Origin of the sequence: Jiangella endophytica, assembly GCF_003427025.1 — a bacterium.
GTDB lineage: Bacteria > Actinomycetota > Actinomycetes > Jiangellales > Jiangellaceae > Jiangella > Jiangella endophytica.
This window is the reverse complement of record NZ_QVAI01000011.1, coordinates 17,557-42,906: the sequence shown is the minus strand read 5'-3', so window position 1 is coordinate 42,906 and position 25,350 is coordinate 17,557. Positions and strand designations below refer to the sequence as shown.

At 71.8% G+C, this 25,350-nt stretch carries 26 protein-coding genes; 23 read left to right on the top strand and 3 right to left on the bottom strand.

Annotated elements, in window-relative coordinates; genetic code table 11:
* From DZA62_RS21220 to aroQ, 4 genes are read left to right on the top strand one after another with little or no spacing between them, the layout of a single operon-like run.
* Nucleotides 1-1,029 carry a DctP family TRAP transporter solute-binding subunit gene (locus tag DZA62_RS21220; RefSeq protein ID WP_116950941.1) on the top strand — a complete coding sequence of 343 codons (1,029 nt, stop codon included), beginning with the start codon at nt 1-3 and terminating at the stop codon, nt 1,027-1,029.
* Complete coding sequence (locus tag DZA62_RS21215) at nt 1,026-2,036, top strand: phosphotriesterase family protein (protein WP_116950940.1); 1,011 nt, start codon at nt 1,026-1,028, stop codon at nt 2,034-2,036. The genes DZA62_RS21220 and DZA62_RS21215 overlap by 4 nt, the downstream gene beginning before the upstream one ends.
* A 2-nt stretch (nt 2,037-2,038) precedes the next feature.
* On the top strand, nt 2,039-3,874 hold the full coding sequence (locus DZA62_RS21210) for a bifunctional sugar phosphate isomerase/epimerase/4-hydroxyphenylpyruvate dioxygenase family protein (protein ID WP_116950939.1): 1,836 nt from the start codon (nt 2,039-2,041) through the stop codon (nt 3,872-3,874).
* Nucleotides 3,871-4,347, top strand: a complete 477-nt coding sequence (gene aroQ / locus DZA62_RS21205; protein WP_116950938.1) for a type II 3-dehydroquinate dehydratase — start codon at nt 3,871-3,873, stop codon at nt 4,345-4,347. The genes DZA62_RS21210 and aroQ overlap by 4 nt, the downstream gene beginning before the upstream one ends.
* A gap of 5 nt (nt 4,348-4,352) precedes the next feature.
* Here aroQ and DZA62_RS21200 read toward each other — a convergent pair whose 3' ends face one another.
* Complete coding sequence (locus DZA62_RS21200; protein WP_116950937.1) at nt 4,353-4,955, bottom strand: response regulator transcription factor; 603 nt, start codon at nt 4,953-4,955, stop codon at nt 4,353-4,355.
* Nucleotides 4,952-6,076, bottom strand: coding sequence for a sensor histidine kinase (locus tag DZA62_RS21195; RefSeq protein ID WP_116950936.1), 1,125 nt, complete (start codon nt 6,074-6,076; stop codon nt 4,952-4,954). Before DZA62_RS21195 ends, DZA62_RS21200 begins: the two co-directional genes overlap by 4 nt.
* A gap of 133 nt (nt 6,077-6,209) precedes the next feature.
* Here DZA62_RS21195 and DZA62_RS21190 point away from each other — a divergent pair, with 133 nt between their 5' ends.
* From DZA62_RS21190 to DZA62_RS21180, 3 genes are all read left to right on the top strand, one after another.
* Nucleotides 6,210-7,094: an ABC transporter ATP-binding protein gene (locus tag DZA62_RS21190; RefSeq protein WP_116950935.1), complete on the top strand. Its 885-nt coding sequence runs from the start codon at nt 6,210-6,212 to the stop codon at nt 7,092-7,094.
* A 38-nt stretch (nt 7,095-7,132) separates the two neighbouring features.
* Nucleotides 7,133-7,852 carry an ABC transporter permease gene (locus DZA62_RS21185; protein WP_116950934.1) on the top strand — a complete coding sequence of 240 codons (720 nt, stop codon included), beginning with the start codon at nt 7,133-7,135 and terminating at the stop codon, nt 7,850-7,852.
* A gap of 138 nt (nt 7,853-7,990) precedes the next feature.
* Nucleotides 7,991-9,190, top strand: a complete 1,200-nt coding sequence (locus DZA62_RS21180; RefSeq protein WP_116950933.1) for a beta-1,3-glucanase family protein — start codon at nt 7,991-7,993, stop codon at nt 9,188-9,190.
* A gap of 14 nt (nt 9,191-9,204) precedes the next feature.
* Here the strand turns inward: DZA62_RS21180 and DZA62_RS37425 are convergent, their stop codons facing one another.
* Nucleotides 9,205-9,585, bottom strand: a complete 381-nt coding sequence (locus tag DZA62_RS37425; RefSeq protein WP_332871890.1) for a helix-turn-helix domain-containing protein — start codon at nt 9,583-9,585, stop codon at nt 9,205-9,207.
* Here DZA62_RS37425 and DZA62_RS35845 point away from each other — a divergent pair.
* From DZA62_RS35845 to tcuA, 16 genes are all read left to right on the top strand, one after another.
* Entirely contained in the window at nt 9,491-9,742 is a 252-nt protein-coding gene (locus tag DZA62_RS35845) for a hypothetical protein (RefSeq protein WP_157987812.1), read from the top strand. The two genes, DZA62_RS37425 and DZA62_RS35845, sit on opposite strands and share 95 nt — an antisense overlap.
* Before the next feature lie 369 nt (nt 9,743-10,111).
* Nucleotides 10,112-10,924 carry a DUF1932 domain-containing protein gene (locus tag DZA62_RS21170; RefSeq protein WP_198664035.1) on the top strand — a complete coding sequence of 271 codons (813 nt, stop codon included), beginning with the start codon at nt 10,112-10,114 and terminating at the stop codon, nt 10,922-10,924.
* Between the two features lie 118 nt (nt 10,925-11,042).
* Nucleotides 11,043-12,029 carry an ABC transporter permease gene (locus DZA62_RS21165; RefSeq protein WP_157987811.1) on the top strand — a complete coding sequence of 329 codons (987 nt, stop codon included), beginning with the start codon at nt 11,043-11,045 and terminating at the stop codon, nt 12,027-12,029.
* Nucleotides 12,026-12,949 (top strand): ABC transporter permease, encoded by a 924-nt coding sequence (locus DZA62_RS21160; protein WP_116950929.1) that lies wholly within the window; start codon nt 12,026-12,028, stop codon nt 12,947-12,949. The genes DZA62_RS21165 and DZA62_RS21160 overlap by 4 nt, the downstream gene beginning before the upstream one ends.
* 26 nt (nt 12,950-12,975) lie before the next feature.
* Nucleotides 12,976-13,953, top strand: coding sequence for an ABC transporter ATP-binding protein (locus DZA62_RS21155; RefSeq protein ID WP_116950928.1), 978 nt, complete (start codon nt 12,976-12,978; stop codon nt 13,951-13,953).
* Complete coding sequence (locus DZA62_RS21150; protein ID WP_116950927.1) at nt 13,950-14,999, top strand: ABC transporter ATP-binding protein; 1,050 nt, start codon at nt 13,950-13,952, stop codon at nt 14,997-14,999. The genes DZA62_RS21155 and DZA62_RS21150 overlap by 4 nt, the downstream gene beginning before the upstream one ends.
* The gene (locus DZA62_RS21145) at nt 14,996-16,600 is read left to right on the top strand and encodes an ABC transporter substrate-binding protein (protein ID WP_116950926.1); all 1,605 of its coding nucleotides are present in this window, start codon (nt 14,996-14,998) and stop codon (nt 16,598-16,600) included. The genes DZA62_RS21150 and DZA62_RS21145 overlap by 4 nt, the downstream gene beginning before the upstream one ends.
* 122 nt (nt 16,601-16,722) lie before the next feature.
* The gene (locus tag DZA62_RS21140; RefSeq protein ID WP_157987810.1) at nt 16,723-17,394 is read left to right on the top strand and encodes a GntR family transcriptional regulator; all 672 of its coding nucleotides are present in this window, start codon (nt 16,723-16,725) and stop codon (nt 17,392-17,394) included.
* Nucleotides 17,395-17,488: 94 nt separating this feature from the next.
* Entirely contained in the window at nt 17,489-18,472 is a 984-nt protein-coding gene (locus DZA62_RS21135; RefSeq protein ID WP_116950924.1) for an LLM class flavin-dependent oxidoreductase, read from the top strand.
* 39 nt (nt 18,473-18,511) lie between these two features.
* Nucleotides 18,512-18,940, top strand: a complete 429-nt coding sequence (locus DZA62_RS21130; protein ID WP_157987809.1) for a DUF3830 family protein — start codon at nt 18,512-18,514, stop codon at nt 18,938-18,940.
* A complete protein-coding gene (locus DZA62_RS21125) occupies nt 18,937-19,347 on the top strand; it encodes a DUF3830 family protein (protein ID WP_157987808.1) in 411 nt (136 codons plus the stop codon). The genes DZA62_RS21130 and DZA62_RS21125 overlap by 4 nt, the downstream gene beginning before the upstream one ends.
* Before the next feature lie 2 nt (nt 19,348-19,349).
* A complete protein-coding gene (locus tag DZA62_RS21120) occupies nt 19,350-19,772 on the top strand; it encodes a DUF3830 family protein (RefSeq protein WP_116950922.1) in 423 nt (140 codons plus the stop codon).
* A 12-nt stretch (nt 19,773-19,784) separates the two neighbouring features.
* Nucleotides 19,785-20,774, top strand: coding sequence for a TIGR03557 family F420-dependent LLM class oxidoreductase (locus DZA62_RS21115; protein WP_116950921.1), 990 nt, complete (start codon nt 19,785-19,787; stop codon nt 20,772-20,774).
* A gap of 36 nt (nt 20,775-20,810) precedes the next feature.
* Nucleotides 20,811-22,385, top strand: coding sequence for a thiamine pyrophosphate-binding protein (locus tag DZA62_RS21110; RefSeq protein WP_198664034.1), 1,575 nt, complete (start codon nt 20,811-20,813; stop codon nt 22,383-22,385).
* Between the two features lie 14 nt (nt 22,386-22,399).
* Entirely contained in the window at nt 22,400-23,818 is a 1,419-nt protein-coding gene (locus DZA62_RS21105) for an aldehyde dehydrogenase family protein (protein WP_116950919.1), read from the top strand.
* 56 nt (nt 23,819-23,874) lie between these two features.
* A complete protein-coding gene (gene tcuA, locus DZA62_RS21100) occupies nt 23,875-25,350 on the top strand; it encodes an FAD-dependent tricarballylate dehydrogenase TcuA (protein WP_116951127.1) in 1,476 nt (491 codons plus the stop codon).

The window sequence follows — 25,350 nt, the reverse complement described above, 5'->3', positions numbered from 1 at the left end:
ATGCCCGATTCCAGCAACCGCACCCGCACACTGCTCGCGCTCTGTGCCGCCGTCCCCCTGTTCGCACTCGCGGCCTGCGGAGACGACGACACCGAGGCCGGCTCGGCCGGCGAGGGCGGCGACGTCGAGCTGACCCTGGCGCACAGCTACACCGACACGCAGCCGCAGCACCGCTGCGGCGCCCAGGTGATCGCCGACGAGGTCGAGCAGGCCGGCGTCGGCCTGCGGGTCGAGGTCTTCCCGTCCAGCCAGCTCGGCGGAGACGCCGACCGGATCAGCTCGGTGGTCTCGGGCGACATCGACATCGACATCCAGGGCGCCTCGGCGCTCGGCGCGATCTACGAGCCGGTCAGCGTCCTCGACGCGGCCTACGCCATCGACGACGCCGACCACCTGGCGCGGTACTTCGAGAGCGAGGCCTCCGACGACCTGATCGAGAGCTTCGCAGAGGAGACCGGCGTGCGGACGCTCGGCGCCTGGTCGGCCGGGATGCGCCACTTCACCGCGAACGAGCCGATCCGGACCCCGGACGACCTCGACGGCCTGCGCATGCGGTTCCCGGCCTCGCCGCAGTTCCTCATGAACGCCAAGGCGCTGGGCGCCCAGGCCGTCGAGATCGCCTACGAGGAGCTGTTCCTCGCCCTGCAGCAGGGCACCGCGGACGGCCAGGAGAACCCGATCGTCAACATCGCGGCGAACAGCATCCAGGAGGTCCAGGACTACCTCAGCCTCTCCTCGCACCAGGCCAACTCGAACCTGGTGATCATCGGCGGGGTGTGGGACGAGCTCTCCGCGGAGCAGCAGGAGGCGCTGCAGGCGGCGGTCGACTCCGCGGTCGCGCAGGTGCCCGGCTGCGTCGACGAGGACGAGCAGACGACGCTCACCGACTGGCAGGACGCCGGCGCCATCGAGGTCGTCGACGACGTCGACGTCGAGGCGTTCCGCACCCGGGCCGACACCTACCTGCGCGAGAACTTCAACGACGAGCAGCTGGCCGTCTACGAGGGCATCAGGAGCACGGCGGAGTGAGCGGAGCGGGGGAGGTCCAGACGGTCCGGGGTGTGGTCGGTGCCGGCGACCTCGGCACCACGCTGATCCACGAGCACGTGTTCGTCCAGCACCCGGAGTTGCAGCTGAACTTCCCCCACCCCGAATGGGACGAGCGGGCCGCGGAGGAGCGGGCGGCCGACGGCCTCCAGCGACTCTGGGACCTCGGCGTCCGGACCGTCGTCGACCTCACGGTCCTCGGCCTGGGCCGCGACGTCGCCCGGGTGGCCCGCGTGGCGGAACGCAGCCCGGTGCGGATCGTGGTGTCGACCGGCTACTACACGGCCGACGTGCTGCCCGCCTACTTCCACACCCACGGCCCGGGCCTGCTGATCGACGGCCCGGACCCGCTGGTCGAGTTCTTCGTCCGCGACATCGAGCACGGGGTCGCGGACACCGGGGTCCGGGCCGGCATGCTGAAGGTCGTCACCGACCGGCCCGGTCTCACGCCGGATGTGCGGCGGGTGCTGACGGCGGCCGCGATCGCGCACCGGCAGACCGGCGTCCCCATCACGACGCACACGCACGCGGCCTCGCGGGGCGGCCTGGACCAGTTGCGCTTCCTCACCGCCAGGGGAGTGGCGCCCGAGCGGATCGTCGTCGGTCACAGCGGGGACAGCGAGGACCTCGACTACCTCCGCGCGCTGATGGACGCCGGCGCGACGATCGGCATGGACCGCTTCGGCATGGAGCACGTGCTGCCGGACGAGCGGCGGATCGGCGTCGTGCTCGACCTGCTGCGGCTCGGCTACGCCGACCGGATGGTGCTCTCGCACGACGCCGCGTTCTTCAGCCAGGTGACGCCGCCGTCGTGGCGCGCCGTCCACGCACCGAACTGGCACATGGAGAACATCCCGCGCCGGATCGTGCCGCGGCTGCTCGCCGCCGGCGCCACGGAGGCCGACATCCACCAGCTGCTCGTGACCAATCCCGCGCGCCTGCTGGCGCCGGGCCTCGGTGGCGGCCGGCCCGACGACGAGGAGAGCTGACCGTGCGCACGTCCATCGCCACCGTCTGCCTGAGCGGGACCCTGACGCAGAAGCTGCACGCCTGCGCCGAGGCCGGCTTCGACGGCGTGGAGATCTTCGAACCCGATCTCGTCGCGGCTCCGGAGAGCCCGGAGGAGATCGCCGCCCTGGCCCACCGGCTCGGGCTCTCCCTCGACCTCTACCAGCCGTTCCGCGACGCCGAGGGCGTCAGCGACGAGTCGTTCGCGGCGGTGCTGCACCGCGCGCGGTCCAAGTTCCGCCTGATGCGCCGGCTCGGCATCGACACGATGCTGGTGTGCAGCAACGTCGCGACCGCCACCGTCGACGACGACGAGCACTCGGCGGCGCAGCTGCGCCGGCTCGGCGATGAGGCAGCGCCGTACGGCGTCCGGCTGGCGTTCGAGGCCCTGGCCTGGGGCCGCTACGTCGACGACTACCGGCGCGCCTGGCGGATCACGGAGCTGGCCGATCACCCCAACGTGGGCGTCTGCCTGGACAGCTTCCACATCCTGTCGCGGGGCCACGACCCCGCCGCCATCGAGGACATCCCCGGCGAGAAGATCTTCTTCCTCCAGCTCGCCGACGCGCCGGCGCTCACCATGGACGTCCTCTCGTGGAGCCGGCACCACCGGTTGTTCCCCGGCGAGGGCGCCTTCGACCTCTCCCGGTTCGTCGGGCACGTGCTCGCGGCCGGCTACCGGGGTCCGCTGTCGCTGGAGGTGTTCAACGACACCTTCCGCCAGACCGACGTGCTGCGGACCGCCCAGCAGGCCAAACGGTCGCTGCGCTGGCTCGAGGACCAGGTGGCCCGGAGGTCCGGCCGGCTGTCCCGGCCGGGCGGGCCCGAGCGGCTGCCTGACGTGGACCAGCCCACCGGCTTCGACTTCGTCGAGGTGAAGGCGGAGGACGCCGGCGAGGTCGACACCCTGTTGCGGCAGCTGGGCTTCACGTTCCGCGGCCGGCACCGCAGCAAACCCGTCCGGCTGTGGGCGCACGGTCCGGCCCGGGTCGTGTGCAACGAGAACCTCGCGCGGGAGTGGCCGCCGACGCTGGCCGCGGTCGGCTTCGAGGTGACCGACCCGAAGGCCGCCACGCAGCGGGCCGGCGAGCTCGAGGCGCCGCCCGTCTTCCGCCGCACCTACGCCGGCGAGCAGCCGCTGCCGGCGTTCCGCGCGCCCGACGGCACCGAGGTGTTCCTCTCCGGAGCGGGCGACGGCGAGCCGGCGTGGGTCGCGGAGTTCGAGAGCGACGACGCCGGCGTCGGCGCCGAGGAACCGCTGCTGACCGGCATCGACCACGTGAACCTCGCCGAGCCGTGGCAGTCCTTCGACGAAGCCGTCCTCTTCTACAGCAGCGTGCTCGCCCTGCGCTCCGGCAGCTCCCAGGACGTCGCCGCGCCGACGGGCCTGGTGCGCAGCCAGGTGATCCGCGGCGAGAACGGAGCCGTCCGGCTGGCCCTGAACGTCGCGCCGCTCGCGTACGACCACCCGCGCGGGTTCCCGCAGCACGTGGCCTTCGCCAGCTCCGACGTCATGCTCGCGGCGCGCACGGCCCGGGCCCGCGGCCTGCGCTCGCTGCCGATCCCCGGCAACTACTACGACGACCTCGCCGCGCGGTTCGACCTGCCGGCCGGCCTGGTGGAGGAGATGCGCGAACTCGGAGTGCTCTACGACCGCGACGAGAACGGCGACTTCCTGCACTTCTACACCGAGACGATCGGAGGCGTGTTCTTCGAGGTGACGCAGCGACGCGGCGGCTACGACGGGTACGGCGCCCCCAACGCGGCCGTCCGGCTGGCCGCGCAGCACGTGCACGACCAGCGATTGGGTCGGCGATGACCGCGGCCGCCACGAAGGTCCACGTCCTCAACGGGCCGAACCTCAACCTGCTCGGCACCCGGGAACCCGGCCTCTACGGCACCGGCACGCTCGACGACCTCCGCCGGCGGTGCGAGGCGGCCGCCGCGGCCCTGGGCGTCGAGGCGGACGTCCGGCAGTCCAACCACGAGGGCGAGCTGATCGACTGGGTGCACGAGGCCGGCCGGGAGACCGCCGCGGGCGTGAGCCTGGGCGCCGTGCTGAACCTCGGCGCCTACACCCACACCTCGATCGCGCTGCGTGACGCGGTCAGCGGGGTGTCGCTGCCCGTGATCGAGGTGCACCTGTCCAACGTGCACGCGCGGGAGGCGTTCCGCGGCCGTTCCTACCTGGCGCCCGTGGCCATCGGCGTCATCGCCGGCATGGGGCCCGACGGGTACGCCTACGCCATCGACGCCCTCGCGCGCCGCCGCGCCCAGCAGCCCGGGACGTGACCGGGTCAGAGCCAGTCGTGCTCGCGGGCGTAACGCGCCGCCTCGTGCCGGGTCTGCGTCTGGGTCTTCTGCATCGCGTTGGAGAGGTAGTTGCGGACGGTGCCCTCGGCGAGGTGCAGCTGACCGGCGATGTCGGCGGCGGAGTAGCCGTCGGCCGTGGCGCGCAGGACGTCGATCTCGCGGTCGGTGAGCGGGCAGTCGTCGACGAGGGCCAGCGCGGAGACGTCCGGGTCGATCCAGCGCCGGCCCGCGTCGAGGGTCGCGATGACGGACGTGATGTGCGCCGGCTCCGCGGACTTGCTGACGAATCCCTGGACGCCCAGTTTCAGCGCCTTGCGCAGCACCCCGGGCCGGGCGTGCCGGGTCAGCATGAGGATCACCTGGCCGGGCCGGACCCGGCGGATCGCCGAGACGGCGCCGAGTCCGTCGACGCCGGGCATCTCCAGGTCGATGACGAGCACGTCGGGCTGGTGCCGCAGCGTCGCGCTGACGGCGTCCTCGCCGTTCTCGGCCTCGGCGACGACGGTGACGTCGCCCTCCAGCGGCAGCAGCGCGGCCAGCGCCTTGCGCAGGAGCGCCTCGTCGTCGGCCAGCACGACGGTCGTCATCGAACCTCCTGTGTCTCGGGCGCCTGTCGGGGGAACGCCGCGGCGGTCAGGAAACGTCCGTCGCGCTGCTCCACGGTCAGTTCGCCGCCGCCGTCGGCCACGCGTTCCCTGAGCGCGGCGAGCCCGCTGAGCTCCGGCAGCGGCGACTCCGGCGCGCCGTCGTTGGCGATGGCGATGCCGGACGGGGTGAGCGTGATCCGGACCTGCCGGGCCTGCGCGTGCCGCAGGATGTTGGTCGTCGTCTCGCGCAGCACCTGACCGAGCAGCTCGTTCGCGCGTGGATCGACGTCGCCGTCGCGGTCGATCCGCACGTCGATGCCGGCGGCCTCGAAGAGGTTCTTCGCGTTCTCCATCTCCGCGCTGAGGTTGAGGCGGCGTTGGGCGTAGACGAGCTCCTTGGTCTGCGTGATGGTGTCGCTGACCAGGGCGTGGATCTCGCGCAGCTCCTGCTCGGCGCGGCCGGCGTCGCGATGGACCAGCTTCTGCGCGAGTGCGACCTTGAGCTTCACGACGTGCAGCGTGTGGCCCTGGATGTCGTGCAGGTCGCTGGCGAAGCGCATGCGCTCACGCACGACGGCGAGCTCCGCATCGCGCCGGCGCGACTCCTCGAGCTCCTCGACGACGTCGTAGAACCGCTTGTTGGGGAACATCAGCCCGGTCACGATGGCGGTGACGCCGGTGGGGAGGATGACGTACTCGATCAGCACGTCACGCGGGTCGTCCTGCGTCACCAGGAACCGGGCCGCTCCGACGAGCGCGACGAAGACGATCAGGACGACGGCGGCCGCGCCGCGGTGACGACGCAGCTGGGGCACCACCATGGGCCCCACGATGGACAGGCCGAAGATCGCCTTGCCGCTGCCGGCCACCAGCACGCCGAACAGCCAGACACCGGCGACGACGACCAGGCACGGCACGGCGACCCGGGCGAGTTCACCCCTCGTCCAGAACACGAACGCCACCAGAGCGGCGACGACGCCCAGGCCCAGGACGACGCCGTCGCGCCAGGTCTCGACGTCCAGCGCCACCGCGAGCACGCCGCCGACGGTGACCGCCGGGAGGACCATGAGCAGGTTGAGCCTGCGCAGCCGTCCCTGCGTGGCCTCGGTGACTTCGGACATCGTTCGTCCAGTATTCGTGCCGAGCCCCTGGTTCACCAGTGACACTGCGTCATACGCCCGGGCCAGGAATGTCATGGCGCGCTCGTGACGCCGCGCACTACCGGAAGCTCGCCCCGGCCGGTGGGATCGAAGCATGTCCACTACACCTGTCATCGAGGTCGAGAACCTCAACGTCCGCTACGGCGACTTCCACGCCGTGAAGGACCTGTCCTTCCAGGTGCGACGCGGCGAGCTCTACGCGCTGCTCGGCACCAACGGCGCCGGCAAGACGTCGACGCTGGAGGTCGTCGAGGGGCACCGGCCGGCGTCGTCGGGCACGGTCCGCGTCTTCGGGCAGAGCCCGGACGACCGCGGCGCCGTACGCCCGCGGATGGGCATCATGCTGCAGGAGAGCGGGTTCAGCCCGGACCTGACGGTCCGTGAGTCGGTCCGGCTCATCGGCCGGCTCACCCGGCGCGCGGACGACGTCGGGCGCGTGCTCGACGTCGCGGGCCTGACCCGCAAGGCGGGCACCAAGGTGTCGCAGCTGTCCGGCGGCGAGAAGCGGCGGCTGGACTTCGCCACCGCCATCTACGGCGCACCTGAGCTGGTGTTCCTGGACGAGCCGACGACGGGCCTGGACATCCAGTCCAGGGATGCGTTGTGGGCGTCGGTGGACAAGCTGCGCGAGGAGGGCTCCACCATCGTGCTCACCACGCACTACCTGGAGGAGGCCCAGCAGCGGGCCGACCGCATCGGGCTCATGCACGAGGGGACCTTTCACCGCGAGGGCACCGTCGTGGAGCTGACCCAGACGCTTCCTGCGGTGATCCGCTTCGCGCTGCCTGACTTCGCGCCGGCACCGCCGGTGCGAACCACCCGGGCGGCGGGCGGCGCCCTCGTCGTCGAGACGTTCAGCCTGCAACAGGACCTGCGGGTCCTGCTCGACTGGGCCCACGACCACGACGTGGAACTGCGGGAGCTGCAGGCCGGCCCGACCCGGCTCGACGACGTCTTCCGCGCCATCGGCGAGAACTGACCACACCGCACCCGTCAGGACGAAAGGACACCACAGTCATGCTCTCGATCGCTCTCAGCGAGCTGATCCAGATCTTCCGGAACCGGCTGGTTCTGGTCACCAGTCTCGTCATGCCCGTCGCCGTGAGCACGTACTTCGTCTACCAGCACGAGGTCTTCGCCGACCTGGCGAGCCTCGGCTACATCGCGGCGATCGTGATGTTCACCGTCGGGGCGTTCGGTCTCTACGCCACCACCGTCACGACCCTGGCGTCGCGGCGGCAGAACCTCTTCCTCAAGCGCCTGCGCTCGACCGCGGAGAGCGACACCGGCATCATCTCCGGGCTGCTCCTGCCGATCACCGTGATCTCGCTGATCCAGGTGGTCGTCATCCTGATCGTCCTGTCCGCCGTCGCCGGATCGCCGGACAACGTGCTCCTGCTGGCCGTTGCGGTACTGGCGATGGTGGCGATGATGCTGGGCCTCGGCCTGGCCACCGCCGGTCTGACGAACTCACCCGAGCACGCCCAGGTGACCACGCTGCCGGTCAGCCTCGGCGTCATCGCCGTCGCCAGCTGGGTCGGTATCGCCGGCACCGAGGACCTCGCGACCCTCAAGCGGCTGCTGCCGGGCGGCGCCGCGACCGAGCTGGTCGTCAACGCCTGGAACGGCGGGGTGGCGCTCGGCGACTCGCTGCTGCTCCTGGCGCCGACGCTGAGCTGGGTCGTCGTCGCCGTCGCCCTGGCCGGCCGGATGTTCCGGTGGGAACCGCGTCGCTGAACCCGGGGCACTCGCAGCGTCGGATATGACAAGAGGGTTTACAGAAAGGAAGCTTTCCAATATTGTCACGGCCGGGTGAGGTGTCCGGCGGACGGCCGCCGGGACCTCTGGAAGCCCGGAGGAGGCTCGTCGTCCGCCATGAGGAAGCTCGCCAGCGCTCTCGCCGCATTCGCCGTCGTCGCGTCCGGATCGATCGCCGCGGCACCCGCGGCCGCCGCCGAGGCCGTCCCGCTCACGATCACCAACGACTCCGGCCGTGGCGATCCCGTCTACGTCTACGTCCTCGGGGAGCGGGACGGCCGGCTCGGGTACGCCGACGCCGCCGGCACGTTCCACCCGTGGCCCGCTGTCGGCGAGGTCCCGGTCGATGCTCCGGACGCGTCGATCCCGGGGCCGGCCGACGGGCAGTCGATCACCATCGCGCTGCCGCCGCTGTCCGGACGCGTCTACTTCTCCTACGGCCGGAAGCTCGTCTTCAAGGTGGTCGATGACGGCCGGCTCGTCCAGCCGGCGGTGCAGAACCCGACCGACCCGAATCGCGACATCCTGTTCAACTGGACCGAGTACACCCTCAACGACTCCGGGCTGTGGATCAACAGCACGCAGGTCGACTTCTTCTCCGCGCCGTACCAGACCGGCCTGCGTCGCCCGGACGGCTCGGTGGCCGGGACCGGCATGCTCGAGCCGGACGGTTTCGCCGCCGTGGTCTCCGCCCTGGCGGCGACCCCCGGGTGGGGCGGCCTGGCGCAGAACGCGGCGGACGGCTCCGTGCTGCGCGTCCTGTCGCCCGGGCACGCGGTGGGGAACGGGCAGCTCGACCCGGACGTGCTCGCCTCCTACGTCGATCAGGTCTGGGCCCGGTACGGCGCCGAGACCCTGACCGTCCGGCCCTACGCCCACGAGCCGGGCCGGGTGTTCTCCGGACGAGTCTCGGGCGACGTCATGACGATCACCGACGCGGCCGGTGCTGTCGTCACCACGTTCAACCGGCCCTCGAGCGACTCGATCCTGGGGTGCCACCGCGACCTCGCCGCCCCCAACGACGACGTCGGGGCGATCGCGCGGACCCTGTGCGCCGGGTTCAACCGGTCCACGCTGCTGGTCAACTCGCAGCAGCCCGACCCTGACGGTGGCGCGTTCTACCAGGACGCCGTGACCAACCACTACGCCAAGCACATCCACGCGCAGATGGCCGACGGCCGGGCCTACGCGTTCGCCTTCGACGACGTCGGCAACCACGAGTCCCTCGTGCACGACGCGAACCCCACGGCCGCGTACATCCAGCTGGATCCGTTCGCCGGTGCGGCCACCCCGATCGGCGGCACCGGGCGGCGCTGACCGGGCCGCGTCCGTCAACGCGCGGACGGCCGTCCCGGGGTGACGGAGATGCGCGGCTGGGCGCAGGCGCCGGGGGATCGGCCGAGGGGGCGCCGGAACGCCGCGGAGCAGGCGCTGGTGGAGTCGTGGCCGACGCGTTCGGCGACGGCCGCGATCGGGTGGCCGTCGGCCAGCAGCGCCAGCGAGTGGCGCAACCGCAGCTCCGAGCGCCACGCGGGCGAAGGTGAGCCCGGTCTGGTGCACGAACAGCCGGCTGAGCGTCCGCACGCTGGCGTGGGCGAGCCGGGCCCAGTCGGTGAGGTGGCGATCGTCGGCGGGATCGTCGACCAGCGCCTGGGCGACGACGAGGGCGCGGTGGTCGGTGGGGAGCGGGAGATGACCGGGACCGGCGGCATCCGTGACGAAGTCGAAGGCGACCGCGACCACCGTGCCGGTGACGTCCCAGACCAGTTCCGCCTGCTCGTGGGTGTGTTCCGGCCCGCTGCGACGGGTGACCGTCTAGGTCTCATGATCATCCAGGATTCGACCCCCTATGGGTGGTTGGATCGTTGATGATCACGGAAGTGCGTGCTGACGAGCACTTTCCGCCGGCCTCGGGAGGCGCCTCCTCGATGAGTGCGTCCGAATGATCTCTCGTGGTCGTGAGCGATGAAGGAGCGCGTGTTCGGCGCGCTGGTCCTCGAGGTGTGCGTCGGTGGCCTGCCTTGGCAAGGCAGACCATGTCCTCTCGACGACGGCCCGGGCGGCGGCCCGTTGACGTCCTGGACTGCTGCCGTCGGCGTCCCGGTGGGCTGAGAGGGCTGCACCGGGGCGCCGCGGCAGTGCGGTCCTCCCGTCACAGCCGGGCACGAAGGGGCCTTTCCAGGTGTACGTCGGTATGCCATGGTGTCCGACCAGGTGTGGCCGGTGGGAGGGACTTCCATGGAGTTCGCGCATGACGTCGTCCGGTGGGGTTTCGTCGGTCTGGGCGAGGCCGCCGGTGCCATCGCCGCCGGCCTGTCCGCGTCCGCCGTGGGGCTGTATGCGTTCGACGTCCGGTCCGGCGACGCCGCAGTACGCCGGCGCGCCGCGGCCGGCGACGTCACGCTGGTCGGCACTATGGCGGAGCTTGCCGCGCGATGCGACATCCTCATCGCCCTCACCAGCGGCTCGTCCGCTGTCGCGGTGGCGGAGGAGATCACCGGTGAGCTGCGGCCCGGGCACCTCTACGCCGACTGGAACTCCGCCGGCCCGGACACCAAACGGCGGGTGGCCGCCGTGGTCGAGCCCACCGGCGCCCGGTTCGCCGACGGCGCCGTGATGGCGGCCGTGCCCGCGCATGGCCATCGGGTGCCGGTGCTGCTCAGCGGCGGCGGCGCCGGCGATCTGCGTCGCCACGGTGAGCGGCTGGGCATGAACCTGCGGGTCATCGGCGCCGAGCCCGGCCAGGCGGCGGCCGTCAAGATGCTGCGCAGCCTGGTGGTCAAAGGCCTGGAGTCGCTGGTGGTCGAATGCGTGACGGCCGCCGAGCACTACGGCGTCACCGGCGAGGTGCTGAGTTCCCTCGACGGGACTCCGGACACGTCGGACTGGCAGGCGCTGTCGGCCTACCTGCGGTCCCGCGTGCGCGAGCACGGACGACGCCGGGCGGCCGAACTCGACGAGGTCGCGAAGACGTTGTCCGCCGCCGGGGTCGAGCCGTGGCTCGCCGAAGCGGCGGCGCGCCGGATGCGCTGGGCCGCAGAGACCTCTTGACGCTCCGCCGACACGGTCGTACGCTGCCGCATACTTCGGTATGCAATGGTCTACGGCGCATCAGGACGCGGGTGCGCTCGGCAGCCGAGATCCCCCGTCAGGCGAGAGCGAGGTGTTCATGCTCCGCTTCACCGCACGCCGGCTCCTTCATGCGGTACCGCTGCTCTTCGGCGTGGTGACGCTGATGTTCTTCCTGCTCCAGCTCGCGCCCGGAGATCCCATCCAGGCGCTCATCGGCGACTACCCGGCCACGCCGGAGTACATCGCCCAGGTCACCGAGGCCTACGGACTCGACCAGCCGCTGCTGGTGCGCTACTGGGAGTACCTGCAGCAGATCTTCACGCTGAACCTCGGCGAGTCGCTGGCCGGCCGGGTCCCGGTGGCCGACCTCATCGCCGACCGGCTCGGCAACACGCTCATCCTGACCGTCACCGCGATGACGTTCGCCGCGATCGTCGGCGTGGCCGTGGGCGTGTGGGCCGGGGTGTCGCGCTCCCGGCTCCTGGATCACCTGGTCACCGGTGTCGCCGTCGGCTCGCTCTCGATCCCGATGTTCTGGCTCGGCCAGATGCTGGTGCTGGTCTTCGCGATCAAGCTGTCGGTGCTGCCGTCCCAGGGCATGTACTCCACCCGCTCGACCGCCGAAGGGCTCGACCGGCTGCCCGACCTGCTCGCGCACCTGCTGCTGCCGGCGCTGGTGCTGGCGATGCGGGAGATCGGCGTGGTGGCGCGCATCGTGCGCACGAGCGTGCACGACGTGCTGACGCTGCCGTACGTCGAGACCGCGCGGGCCAAGGGGTTCAGCCGGGCGACGATCATCCGCCGGCACGTGGTGCGCAACTCGCTGCTTCCGGCCGTCACCGTCATCGGGTACAGCTTCGGCTTCGTCCTGGCCGGGTCGGTGCTGGTCGAGACGGTGTTCGGCTGGCCGGGCATGGGCCAGCTGCTCTACGAGTCGATCCGCAACCGCGACAACGCGGTGACCATCGGGGTGGTCCTGCTCATCGCCGTCGCGGTCGTGCTGGTGAACCTCCTCACCGATCTCGTCTACGGCCTCGTCGACCCGCGGATCCGGGTCGGCGCCGGTGCGGGAGGTCGCGCATGAGCCTCGACCGTGACGTCACGGACACCCTCGACGCCGCGCCCGCACCGTCCGGCCCGCGGTGGAGGCCGGGCCGGCGCCGCCCGCCGGTCCCCGGCGGCCGGCAGGCCCTGCGTCGCTTCCTCGGTCATCCGCCCGCCGTCGCCGGGCTGGTCGTCCTGGTCGTCGTCGTGGTGGTCGCCGTCGCCGCCGACTGGATCGCGCCCTACGATCCGCAGGCGGTCTCGCAGTCGCTGCTGGAGCCGCCCAGCGGCGAGCACCTGCTGGGCACCGACACCGTCGGCCGGGACATCCTCTCCCAGCTCATCCACGGCGGCCGCGTCTCGCTGATCGTCGCCCTCGCCACGGGGCTCGGCACACTCGTGATCGGCTCGCTGGTGGGTGCGGTCGCCGGCTTCTACGGCGGCCGGGTCGACGCCGTGCTCATGCGGATCGCCGAGGTCTTCCAGGTCATCCCGAGCTTCGCGCTGGCGCTGATCATCGTCGCGGTGCTCGGAGCCAACCTCGCCTACATCTGCGCGGCCCTGGTGATGGCGTTGTGGCCGCAGATGGCCAGGCTGGTGCGCGGCGAGGTCCTGCGGATCATGACGACCGACATGGTGGCCGCGGCCCGGACGGTGGGCCACTCCAACCGGCGGATCATCGTCTCCGACGTCCTGCCCAACGCGCTGCCGCCGCTGATCGTGCAGGCGACCATCGACCTGGGCAGCGCGATCCTGCTCCAGGCCGGCCTGGCGTTTCTCGGCCTCGGCGACCCGACGAACCTCAGCTGGGGCGACATCCTCCAGCAGGCTCAGCGCGACCTGTCCGCGTGGTGGATGAGCGTTCCGGCGGGCCTCGTGATCTTCCTCGTCGTCCTCGCCGCCAATTTCGTCGGCGACGGTCTCAACCGCGCGCTGCGGCCGACGAGCAGCCACCTCTGACCGCACCCGACGAGACGGAGTTAGCGATGAGCACAGGACTCGCGGTTCGCGACTTCTCGGTCGCGCTGAAGACGCCGGCCGGGGTGATCAGGCCTGTCGACGAGGTGAGCATCGAGGTACGGCCGGCTCAGCGCGTCGCGTTGGTCGGTGAGAGCGGATGCGGCAAGTCGATGACGCTGCGCGGCATCCTGCGGTTCATCCCGCCGTCGGCGCTGGACGGTGTCAGCGGTGAGGCGAGCTACGACGGCGTGAACCTCGCCGCGCTGGACGACCGGCAGCTGCGCGACTACCGCGGTCGTCGCATCGCGATGGTGTTCCAGGACGCGTTGGCCCGGCTCAATCCGACGATGACCGTCGGCGAGCAGGTCGAGGAGGTGCTGGCCACCCGGGGCCGGCGCGAGCGAGAGGTGCAGGTGACGGCGCTGTTCCGCTCCGTCGGGCTGGACAGCTCGCGAGCGTTCCGCCGGCGCTACCCGCACGAGCTCAGCGGCGGCATGCGCCAGCGGGTACTCATCGCGATCGCGCTGGCCGGTGACCCCGAGCTGCTGGTGGCCGACGAGCCGACGACGGCGCTCGATGTCACCGTGCAGGCTCAGATCCTCGACACCATCACCGACGTCGTCCGCGCCCGTGGCATGGCGCTGCTGGTGGTGACGCACGACCTCGGCGTGGTCTCCGAGACCTGCGAGTACGTCTACGTGATGTACGCCGGGCAGATCGTGGAGTCCGGCCCGGTCGACGCCGTCTTCGACGCACCTGGTCACCCCTACACCCAGGGGTTGCTCGCGTGCGTCCTGGACGTCGACGAGCCGGTCGAGCAACGGGTGCGCACCATCCCGGGCGTGGTCCCACCGCCGGGCAGCATCACCACCGGCTGCCGGTTCCGGTCCCGCTGTCCGGACGCCCACGACCGCTGCGCCACCGACCCGCCGGTCGTGCGGCTCGGCGGGGACCGCACCGCCCGCTGCTGGCTGCGGGCCGACACCGACGGGGAGGCGCAGTGACCGGCGAACCCGTGCTCAGCCTGTCCGGGGTGAGCAAGCGCTACGGCATCCGCCGCGGCGTCCTGTCCCGCGGACCCGGCCAGGCGCTCGCCGTCGACGGCGTCGACCTGCAGCTGCACCGCTCCCGGATGCTCGGGCTGGTGGGGGAGAGCGGGTGCGGGAAGAGCACCACCGCACGGATGGCGCTCGGCCTGCTGCGGCCCGACACCGGCACGGTCGCGCTGCACGGCCGGCCGATCGACCAGCTGAGCCGACGCGAGTACCAGCGCAGCTTCCGGCCCAAGGTGCAAGCCGTCTTCCAGGATCCCGGCTCCGCGCTGAACCCCCGCAAGAGCGTCTTCGAGACGCTGCACAGCGCGATGGCGCTGTACGGCCGCACGTCGCGCGGGTCCGCCCAGGACGACGTGGCCCGGCTGCTCGACCAGGTGGGGTTGCAGCCGGGGCGCCAGTTCCTGGCCCGGCGCCCGCACGAGCTCAGCGGCGGGCAGCTGCAACGGGTCGGCATCGCCCGCGCGCTGGCCGTCGAGCCCGACGTCATCATCGCCGACGAGCCGGTCTCCGCACTGGACGTGTCCATCCGGGGCCAGATCCTCAACCTGCTCGCCGACATCCGCGCCGAGCGCGGCATCAGCGTGCTCCTCATCACGCACGACCTGTCGGTCGTCGCCTCGACCGCCCAGGACGTCGCGGTCATGTACCTCGGCCGCATCGTCGAGCAGGGGCCGACGGAACGGATCTTCCGGTCGCCCCGGCACCCCTACACCCAGGCCCTGCTGGCCGCGACGCCGCGGATCCGGCGGGGTGGCTCCGCACCGTCCCGGCGCACCCTCGCCGGCGACCCGCCGTCAGCCCTCGCCCCGCCGAGCGGCTGCCGGTTCCACCCGCGCTGCCCGTCCGCCATGGAGATCTGCGCGAGGGTCGACCCCCCGTTGCTGCCCGTCCCGAACCACGGACTGGCGGCATGTCATCTGCTGTCCGAGTCGCCGGCTTCGCCGCCGGCCCATGACCGCCGCACCGTCGGTGCGGCAGAGAGTGACAGATCATGACCATCACGTTCGCGCGGCGGGCCGGCATCGTGCCGGCCATCGCGGCCACGGCGCTGCTACTGGCCGCCTGCGGCGGCACCGGCACCGATTCCACCGGTGGCGGCAGCGGCGAGGAGACCACGTTCGTCACCGGCCTGGCCAGCCAGCCGGAGATGCTGGTGCGCAGCTTCACCTCCGACGCCCTCACGGCCACCGTCGGCCTGGCCGTCGCCGAGGGCCTGGTGCGCACCACGAAGGACAAGGACGTCGTGCCGGCGTTGGCGGAGTCGTGGGACATCTCCGACGACGGCCTGACCTACACCTTCCACCTGCGCCAGGGCGTCACCTGGCACGACGGTGAGCCGTTCACGTCGGCCGACGTCGTCTTCAGCTTCCAGGAGGTGCTGCCGCTGTCGCCGACCGGCGCCGTGCTGACCAGCACCATCGCCTCCGTCGCGGCGCCGGACGACGCGACCGTCGTCGTCACCCTGAAGCAGCCGCTGGCGCCGCTGCTGCTGGCGCTGGGACCGCAGGACTTCAGCATCCAGCCCGAGCACATCTACGCGGGCACCGACCTGCTGACGAACCCGAACAACCGCGCCCCGGTGGGCACCGGCCCCTACGTGTTCGACAGCTGGAGCGGCGACACCATCACCCTGACGGCCAACCCGGACTACTGGGACGGCGCGCCGGCCATCGACCGGCTGATCTACAAGGTGATCCCGGACAGCAACTCGCGCGCCAACGCCCTGGTCAGCGGTGAGATCGACTACATCAACAAGTTCGACGTCGACGACACCATCGTCAAGGCACTGGACGGCAACGACGAGATCACCCTGCAGAACGGCCGGGTCTCGGCGACGTTCATGACCATGTGGCTCAACCAGAACGAGGAGCCGCTGGGCGACCCGGACGTGCGCAAGGCGCTGTTCATGGCGCTGGACCGCGACCTGATGTCGAAGTCGGCGGACCCGGACTTCACCGATCCGGCGGCGGGGTCGTTCCCGACGGGGCTCTGGGCCACCGACACCGGGGTCGACTACCTGGACACCTACGGCTACGACCCCGACGCGGCCGCCGCGCTGCTGGACCAGGCGGGGTACCCGGAGCAGAGCGACGGCACCCGGTTCAGCGTCCGGCTCCGCTACGTGGCCACCCAGCCGTACACACAGGCGCTGGCCGCGATCATCGCCGACAACTGGCGAGCGATCGGGGTGCAGGCCGAGCCCACCCAGGACGAGGCGACGGTCAACAGCGACGCGCTCTTCGTCCAGCAGGACTTCGGCACCAACCTGCTCTCCCTCGACACGCGTCCGGACCCGGAGTTCGGCATCGGGCGGGTCTACAAGTGCAACCCGAACAAGCTGGCGTTCAACAACCCGACCGGCTACTGCAACGAGGAGCTGGACGGGTTGTTCGCCGAGGCCGCTCGCACGCAGGACCAGGGGCAGCGGGCCGGGATCTACGCACAGGCCCAGGCACTCATCGCCGAGGACCTGCCGGCGATCACGCTCCTGCAGGCCGACCAGCCGGACGCCATCCGGTCGAGCTTCGGCGGCATCGACGAGTTCCTGTCAGGGGCGCTCTCGGGCGACCTCACCTGGAGCGCGTTGGAGCCGTGACGATCGGTCAAGATCGGCTAGTCTCGAATGCTCATCCTGTGTCGGCCCTGGCCACCGCACCGGTCGCGGATCGGGCGCGGATCACGGGCCAGGTGCCGACGTCCATGAGAAAGGCAGCACCGATGGTCACGGCCCCTAGCGACGATCAGCGACGATTCCCGCCGCCGGACCGCCGGCCGAACCCCTACGAGAAGATCCGGCAGGCGATCCTCTCCGGCGAACTCGAGCCGGGGCAGGCGCTCGTCGAGGCCACGCTCGCCGAGTGGTGTCAGGTCAGCCGCACGCCGGTGCGCGAGGCCCTGACCCGCCTCGAGCAGGACGGCCTGATCCGACGCGGCGACCGCGGCCTGGTGGTGCGGGAGAGCAGCCCCGAGGAGATCCTCGACATCTACGAGACCCGCATCGTGCTGGAGGCCACGGCGGCCCGGTTCGCCGCCGACCGGCGTAACCAGAACGACCTGTTGCTGATGCGCCGGATGATCCCGCGCATGGCCAAGCTGGCCGACGCCGACGCCACCACGAAGGCGGCCGTCAACGCCGAGTTCCACCGGCTGGTCTGGCGGGCCAGCCACAACGGCTCGCTCATCGACCTGCTCGGCCGGCTGAGCATGCACCTGGGCCGCTACCCGGCGACGACGCTGGCCTATCCGGGCCGGTGGGAGACGTCCAATCGCGAGCACGAGCAGTTGGTCGACGCCATCGAGGCACGCAACGGAGAGCTCGCCGCCGAGCTGGCCGGGCAGCACTTCACCGCGGCCCGCGACATCCGGCTGAAGCTCTGGGAGACCGACTGAGCAAGGCCTGAGGGCGCATGCCGGCGGAGTCTGGACGGCATTGCGCGCGACGGTATACATTGGGATGCAATCGTAGACACGGAGGTTCTCGCGTATGCGTTTCGGAGCAGCCATACCGAACTGTCGCGAAGGCAAGGTCTATCCACCGGGGTTCACCACGCCCCAGGTGCTCACCGACATCGCGGTGACAGCGGAGGCGAGCGGGTTCGACTCGCTGTGGGCCAACGACCTGCAGTCCACCTTCGACGAGGCGTTGTCGGGTCAGGCCCGCGCCACGCCGAACTTCTTCGAGGCCCAGACGACACTGGCGTTCCTGGCCGCCCGCACCGAGCGGATCCGGTTCGTCACGTCGGCCATCACGGTGCCGTTGCGCGACCCGATCCTGCTGGCCAAGCAGGTGGCCACCCTCGACGTGCTGTCCGGCGGGCGGTACGCGCTCGGCCTCGGGCTGGGCGGGAAGCGCACCGAGCTGGACCGCCTGCGTGGCCGGTTCAGCAGCACGATCAACCGCGGCCGCTGGCTCGAGGAGTCGCTGGAGCTGCTGGAGAAACTGCTCACCGAGCAGGTCGTCGACCACGACGGCGAGTACTTCAGCGTCCAGGGCGCGGAGGTCTTCCCCAAGCCGGTGCAGCGACCGTTCCCGCTGTACATGACCGGTGCCGGTGACGAGATGCTGCGCCGCACGGCCCGGTGGGGCGCGGGCTGGATCCACATGCACATCACGCCGGAGCAGCTGACCGAGCGCATCCAGGCGCTGCGCGCGGCGTGCGACCAGGTGGGCCGCGACCCGGGCGAGATCGACGTCAGTCTGCAGTTCGACGTGCTCGTCGCGCCGACGCGCGCGCAGGCCCAGGAACAGTGGGAGAGCTCGCTGGCCCGAGGCCTGGGCGCGGCGCGCGGCCGGTCGGCCGAGACGTCCTACATCGTCGGGTCGCCGGCCGACGTCGCGGCCCGGCTGCGGGAGTACGAGCAGGCCGGCATGCAGCACGTCGGGCTCATCCCGAGCGGGAACACCCCGGAGCAGGTGCTCGAGCAGATCCAGCTGCTCGGGAAGGAGGTCCTCCCGCAGTTCGCGTAGCGCGGCCGGCACACATCGAGACGACCGATGGGATGGGGAATGAAGAGGATCGAAGTCCGGGTGGGCGACGCCACGGCGCGTTACACCCTGCTCGAGGACGCGCCGAAGACGGCCGACGCCTTCTGGGAGTCGCTGCCGATCGAGGGCACCATCACGCACGCCCGGTGGGCCGGATCGGCGGTGTGGGTCAAGACACCGAACCAGCCGATCGCCGCCCTCGACGACATCGAACTGCCGGTGACGTCGATCTACCCCGGCACGATCGTGGTGCGGCCCAACCCGCGCGGCGTCGCCGAGCTGTTCCTGTCGTACGGCGTGGCCGAGTCGCGCGGACCGGTGGGACGCACCTACGCCACACCGGTGGCCGAGCTGGACGGCGACGGCGCCGAGCTGCTGGCCGCCTTCGGCGCCACCTGGCAGGGCGGTTCCACCGAGGTGTCGATCACCCGAGCGGAGGACGAGTCGTGACGAAGCTGCGGATCACCGTCGACGGCGTCACCGCCGTCGCCGAACTGAAGGACGCCGCCGCTCCCAACGGCGTGGCCGCGGTCCTGGGCGCGCTGCCCCTGCAGACCCGGGTCGTGCACGCCAGCCGCAGCGGCAACTGCGCCGTCGTGCACGACGCCGCGTTGCGTGACGAGTCGGCCGGCATCGAGGGCCAGGTCTCCATGTACTACCCGGGCATGGTCGCCTACGACCCCGTCCGCGGCTATCTGGTGTTCGCCTACGGCCAGGGCCAGGCGCGCAGCAGCACCGGCACCCATTGGGTGACGTACCTGGGCGACGTGGTCGAGAACGCCGCCGAGCTGGCGGCGAAGCTCCAGGACACCCGCGACCGTGGAGCGCTTGACGTGCGGATCGAGCAGGGGGAGTGACGATGACGGAGAAGCGGATCCGGCTGGAGTCCGGCGGCGTGGCCGCGGAGGCGCTGCTGCTGGAGGCGAACGCGCCGAAGGCCACCGCCGCGCTGTGGGAGATGCTCGCCGAGCCGATCGAGCGCAAGCTCATCTCGGCCAAGTGGTCCGGCGACGTGGGCGTGCTGCACCCGGGCGAGGGGCCGCTGCGCGAGGTCGCGGAGCTGGAGAACCCGGTCACGTCGATCTACCCGGGCACGCTCGTGATGCGCCCTCGCGGCAGCGAGATCCTCATCGGCTACGGCGTCGGCGAGTACCGCTGGGCGGTCGGCGTCGACTACACCACCCGCCTGGCCAAGATCGTCACGAACCGGTCGGAGTTCCTGTCCGTCGTGGCCCGTACGGCCGACCAGGGCCCGTCGGCCATCGTCGTCGGCCGGGCCTGAAGGGAAGAGCGCATGGTCAAGTTCGCGTGGTTGTGCAGTCACGAGTCGTACCAGCCGGAGGAGCTGGTCGAGCAGGCCGTCCTGGCCGAGCAGGCCGGGTTCGACACCGTCCTGGGGTCCGACCACTTCCACCCGTGGGTCGACGACACGTCCGCCGCGGGCTTCGTGTGGAGCTGGCTGGGCACGGTGGCGGCCCGCACCGAGCGGGTCGAGCTCGGTACGTCTGTCACCTGCCCGCTGTTCCACTACCACCCCGGCCTGGTCGCCCAGGCCTCGGCCACCGTCCAGCGGCTGTCCGGCGGCCGGCTGCTGCTGGGCGTCGGTAGCGGCGAGGCCATCAACGAGACGCCGCTCGGGTGGGAGTTCCCCGGCTACGGCGAGCGGATGGGCCGCATGCGCGAGGCGCTGGAGATCATCCGCCGGCTGCATGACGGTGAGAAGCTGGACTTCGCCGGCGAGTACTACAAGACGACCACCGCCAAGCTCTACAGCCCGCCGACGTCCAAGGTGCCGACGCTGCTCGCGGCCGGCGGGCCGAAGTCGGCCGCGTTCGCAGGTGCCAACGCCGACGGCCTCATCACCAGCGTCAAGAACCCGCAGGACACCATCGCCAAGGTCATCGAGCCGTTCCGGGCCGCGGCCGCCGAGCGCGGCAACCACGACCCGCGGATCCTGGCCACCCGGTGGACCGTCCTGGCCGGCGACGAGGAGGAGGCCTGGCGGGCGCTCGGGCCGATGCGCGGCCTGCGCGCACCGGGCCGGCTGGAAGCGGCCGACCCCGCCGTTCTGCGCGAGCGGGCCGACGCGATGGACCGCGCGGAGGTGCTCGGCAGCTACACGCTGGTATCCGACGCCGACGCGCTGGTGGAGGCGTACCGTCCGCTGGTCGAGCAGATCGACGCGGAGTGGGTCTCGATCCAGGTGGCCAGCAACGACCCGGTGGCCACCATCAAGCTCATCGGCGAGAACGTGCTGCCGCGCCTGCGCGAGCTGGCGAGCTGACCGATGGCGGCCGAGGCGGCGAGCACCGCGGATGTGATGGCGGCTTACCTCGCGGAGGCGGGCACCGAGGCGATCTTCGCCTATCCCGGTGATCCGATCATCGAGTTCATGGAGCGTTCGCGGGTGCGCGGCATCGACGTCGTGCTGGCCCGGCGGGAGGGCACGGCGGCGTTCATGGCCGAGGCGTACGGCATGGTCACCGGCCGGCCCGGGGTCTGCCTGTCCACCCTGGGCCCCGGGTCGACCGCGCTGGTCAACGGCGTCGCGGCGGCCACGCTGGACCGCGTGCCACTGCTCGCGGTGTCGGGGCAGATCGAGTCGGCCCGCGAGCCGTTCTTCACCCATCAGGTCGTCGACCACCAGGCGTTGTTCGCGCCGGTCACCAAGTGGGCCGGACGCATGGACGCCGGCGCCGCCGCCACCGTCATGCGCAAGGCCCTGCGCACCGCGACCGCCGAGCGGCCCGGTGCCGTGCACCTGACCGTCGGGTCGGACACGTTCAAGGCCACCGCACGCGACGCCGAGGTGGCGGTCCCGCCGCTCGGGCCGGTGCGTGGGGGAGTCGGAGTCAGCGGCGCGGACCCGGCGCGGCTGCTCGCGGCCGCGCGCCGCCCGGTGCTGCTGGCCGGCATCGGCGCGGCGCGCTGCGAGGCCACGGAGCAACTGCTCCGGCTGGCCGAGACCGCCGGCCTGCCGGTGGTCGTGGCGCCGATGGCCAAGGGTGTCGTCCCGGAGGACTCGCCGATGTTCGCCGGCGTCCTCGACATGGCCTGCAACCAGGTGGTGTGGGACTTCCTGGGGTCCGCCGACCTCATCGTGGCGGCCGGCTTCGACCCGGTCGAGCTGATCAAGCCGTGGCGGCTCACCACCCCGGTGCTGCACGTGGACACCACACCGAACACCGACCAGATCTACGCCGCCGCCAGCGAGGTGGTCGGCGACGTCGCGGCCGGGCTCGGCTGGCTGGCCGACGGCTGGACCGGTGAGCCGCGCTGGACCGAGCGGGAGGTCAAGGAGCACCGCGCCCGGCTGCGCGATGCCTACTACGACGGCCGCGTGGCCGATCGGCTCAACCCCACCGACGTGGTGGACGTGGTGGCCGGCCGGCTGGCCGCGACCGCGATCGTCACCTCCGACGTCGGATCGCACAAGCTGCTGGTCGGGCAGGGCTGGCCGGCCACCCGGCCGCGCAGCGTGCTCATGACCAACGGCCTGTCGGCGATGGGCTTCGGCGTGCCGGCGGCCATCGCCGCGAAGCTGCTGCACCCGGACCGGCCGGTCGCGGCCCTCGTCGGCGACGGCGGCTTCGCCATGGTCGCGACGGAGATGCGGCTGGCGGCGGCGCTCGGACTGCCGATCGTCGTGGTCGTGTTCGTCGACGGCAGCCTCAACCGGATCGAGCTCAAGCAGATGGCGGTCAGCTACCCGAGCGTCGCGACCCGCATCGAGGACACCGACCTCGTCCAGCTGGCCGGGGCGATGGGCTGCGACGGCATCAGGGTGGAGTCGCGGGCCGAGCTGGACCGCGCCATCGAGGGCGTCGCCGGCCTGACCCGCCCACTGGTCGTCGAGGCGCGCATCGACCCGGCCCAGTACGCGTCGCAGTTCTGACACGGAGGAGAAGCATGAAGCAGCTGCGCCCGTTCGTGGCGGGTGACTGGGTCGACGGCGAGCAGAGCGCCGTCGCCCGCGACACCTACACGCGCGAGCCGGTGGCCGACATCCAGTCGCCCGGCCGCGCGCAGGTCGCGGAGGCCACCCGGGCCGTCGCCGCCGCGCAGGCCGGGCAGGCCCTCTCGCCGTACGACCGTTACCGGATCCTCGCCCGTGCCGGCGAGCTGGTGCTCGAGCGGGCCGGCGAACTGGTCGAGTCGATCGTCACCGACACCGGCTTCACCACCGTGGACGCCCGGCGGGAGGTGGAGCGGACGGCGCAGACGCTGCTGTTGTCCGGCGAGGAGGCCAAGCGGCTGCGGGGCGAGGTGGTGCCCATCGACGCCGACCCGAGCGGGCCGGCACGGGTCGCGTTCACGGTGCGGCGCCCGGTCGGCGTCGTGTGCGCCATCACCCCGTTCAACTCGCCGCTCAACACCGTCGCCCACAAGATCGCGCCGGCGCTGGCGGCCGGGAACGGCGTCGTCCTGAAGCCGGCCGTGCAGACGCCGCTGACGGCGGACCTGCTGCTGCGGGTGCTGCTCGACGCCGGCCTGCCGCCGGACCTGATCAGCGTCCTGTACGGCGACGGTCCCACGGTGGGCCAGTGGCTGCTCGAGGACGAGGTGCCCGCGTACTACGCGTTCACCGGCAGCACGGCCGTCGGCGAGCACATCCAGCGCACCATCGGCGTGCGCCGGGCCCAGCTCGAGCTGGGCAGCCTGGCCAGCACCATCGTCTGCGAGGACGCCGACCTCGCCCGCGCGGTGCGGCTGTGCGTCAACGCCGCCTTCCGCAAGGCCGGCCAGGTGTGCACGTCGGTGCAGCGGCTCTACGTGCACGAGGCCGTCGCCGGCGACTTCACCGCGGCGCTGGAGGCCGCGCTGGACGGCCGGGCGATCGGTGACCCGCGCGAACCGGACACGTTCATCGGCCCGCTCATCGACGAGCAGGCGGCCGAGCGGGTCGAGAGCTGGGTGTCGGCCGCGGCCGGCGGCGGCGCCGAGGTCGTCACCGGCGGGACGAGGAAGGGCGCCGTCGTCCAGCCCACCGTGCTCACCGACGTCGCGCCGGACATGAACGTCATGTGCCGCGAGATCTTCGGCCCGGTCGTGTCCATCCGGCCGTTCACCGACGTCGACAAGGCGATCGACGAGGCCAACGACACCCCCTACGGCCTCGCGGCCGGCCTGTTCACGTCAGACATCGGCCGGGCGCTGCACGTCGCCGGCCGGCTGCGCGTCGGCACCGTGCACGTCAACGAGACCTCCAGCGCCCGCGTCGACCTCATGCCCTTCGGTGGCGTCAAGGCCAGCGGGTTCGGCCACGAGGGTCCGGCCTACGCCATCCGCGAGATGACCGAGGAGACGTTGCTGACGCTCGGCCCGTGACGCCGCGTCCGCGCGTCAGCCCGTCCACCGGAGAAGCGGAGTACATCTTGAACCGACTGGGAACCGCCCGGCCGTTCGCCGACGTCGTCGTCGTGGGCGGCGGCAACGCCGGCTTCTGCGCCGCGCTCGCCGCCGCCGAGCGCGGCCGTTCGGTCGTCCTGCTGGAGAAGGGCGACCGCGAGCACGCGGGCGGCAACAGCTACTACACGGCGGGCGCGACCCGCATCGTGCACGACGGGCTGTCCGACCTGCTCGACATCGTCGAGCCCGACGACCGCCACGGGCTCACAGAGGTGCCGCCCTACTCCGCCGACGAGTACGCCGCGGATCTCGCCAAGGTGACCGGCGGGCGCAACGACCCGGATCTCACCCGGGTGCTGGTGGCCGAGAGCCGCCGGGTCCTGCGCTGGCTGCACGGGCACGGGCTGCGGTACCGGCTGATGTACGAGCGGCAGGCCTACCAGCGCGACGACGGCACCTACCTGTTCTGGGGCGGGCTGCACGTCGGCAACGTCGACGGCGGGCAGGGCCTCATGGCCGACCACGCCCGCGCCGCCGCCGCTCTCGGCGTCGACCTCCGCTTCGGCCACGCCGTCCAGGAGCTGCTGGTCGACGACGGCACCGTCACCGGGGTCGCCTACGTGACGAGCGACGGCACCCGCGGCGAGCTGGCGGCGGAGTCGGTGGTCCTGGCCGCCGGCGGGTTCGAGGCCGACCCGCAGCTGCGCGAGCGTCACCTCGGCCGCGGCTGGGCCAACGCCCGGGTCCGCGGCACGCAGAACAACACCGGCGAGGTGTTGGTCGAAGCGCTGCGGATCGGCGCCGGGCGGTCCGGAGACTGGTCGACCTGCCACGCCGTCGCCTGGGACGCGGGCCACCCGAACAACGAGAGCAACCGCGAGCTGACCAACCGGCTGACCCGGCAGAGCTATCCGCTCGGCATCGTCGTCAACGTCGACGGCGAGCGCTTCGTCGACGAGGGCGAGGACTTCCGCAACTACACCTACGCCAAGTACGGCAGCCAGATCCTCGAGCAGCCCGGCTCGGTCGCCTTCCAGCTGTTCGACGCCGAGCTGCGGCCGCTGCTGCGGGCCGAGGAGTACGACATGCCCGGCATCACCGTCGTCGTGGCCGACACGATCGAGGAGCTCGCGCGGCAGGCCGGCATCGACGAGCCGGGACTGCGCAAGACGGTGGCCGAGTACAACGCCGCCATCGACACCACGGCACGGTTCGACCCGACCGTCAAGGACGGCCGGCGCTCCGACGTCCGCCCGCCGAAGAGCAACTGGGCCGCTCCGCTGCGGACGCCGCCGTACTACGCCTACCCGGTGACGTGCGGCATCACCTTCACGTTCGGCGGCCTGCGAGCCGACACGCATGGGCGGGTCCTCACCGACGACGACGCTCCGATTCCGGGCCTGCTGGTCGCGGGCGAGATGCTGGGCGGGCTGTTCAGCGGCAATTACCCGGGCGGCACGGGCCTGGCCGCCGGTGCGGTCTTCGGGCACCGAGCCGGCAGCGTCGCCTGA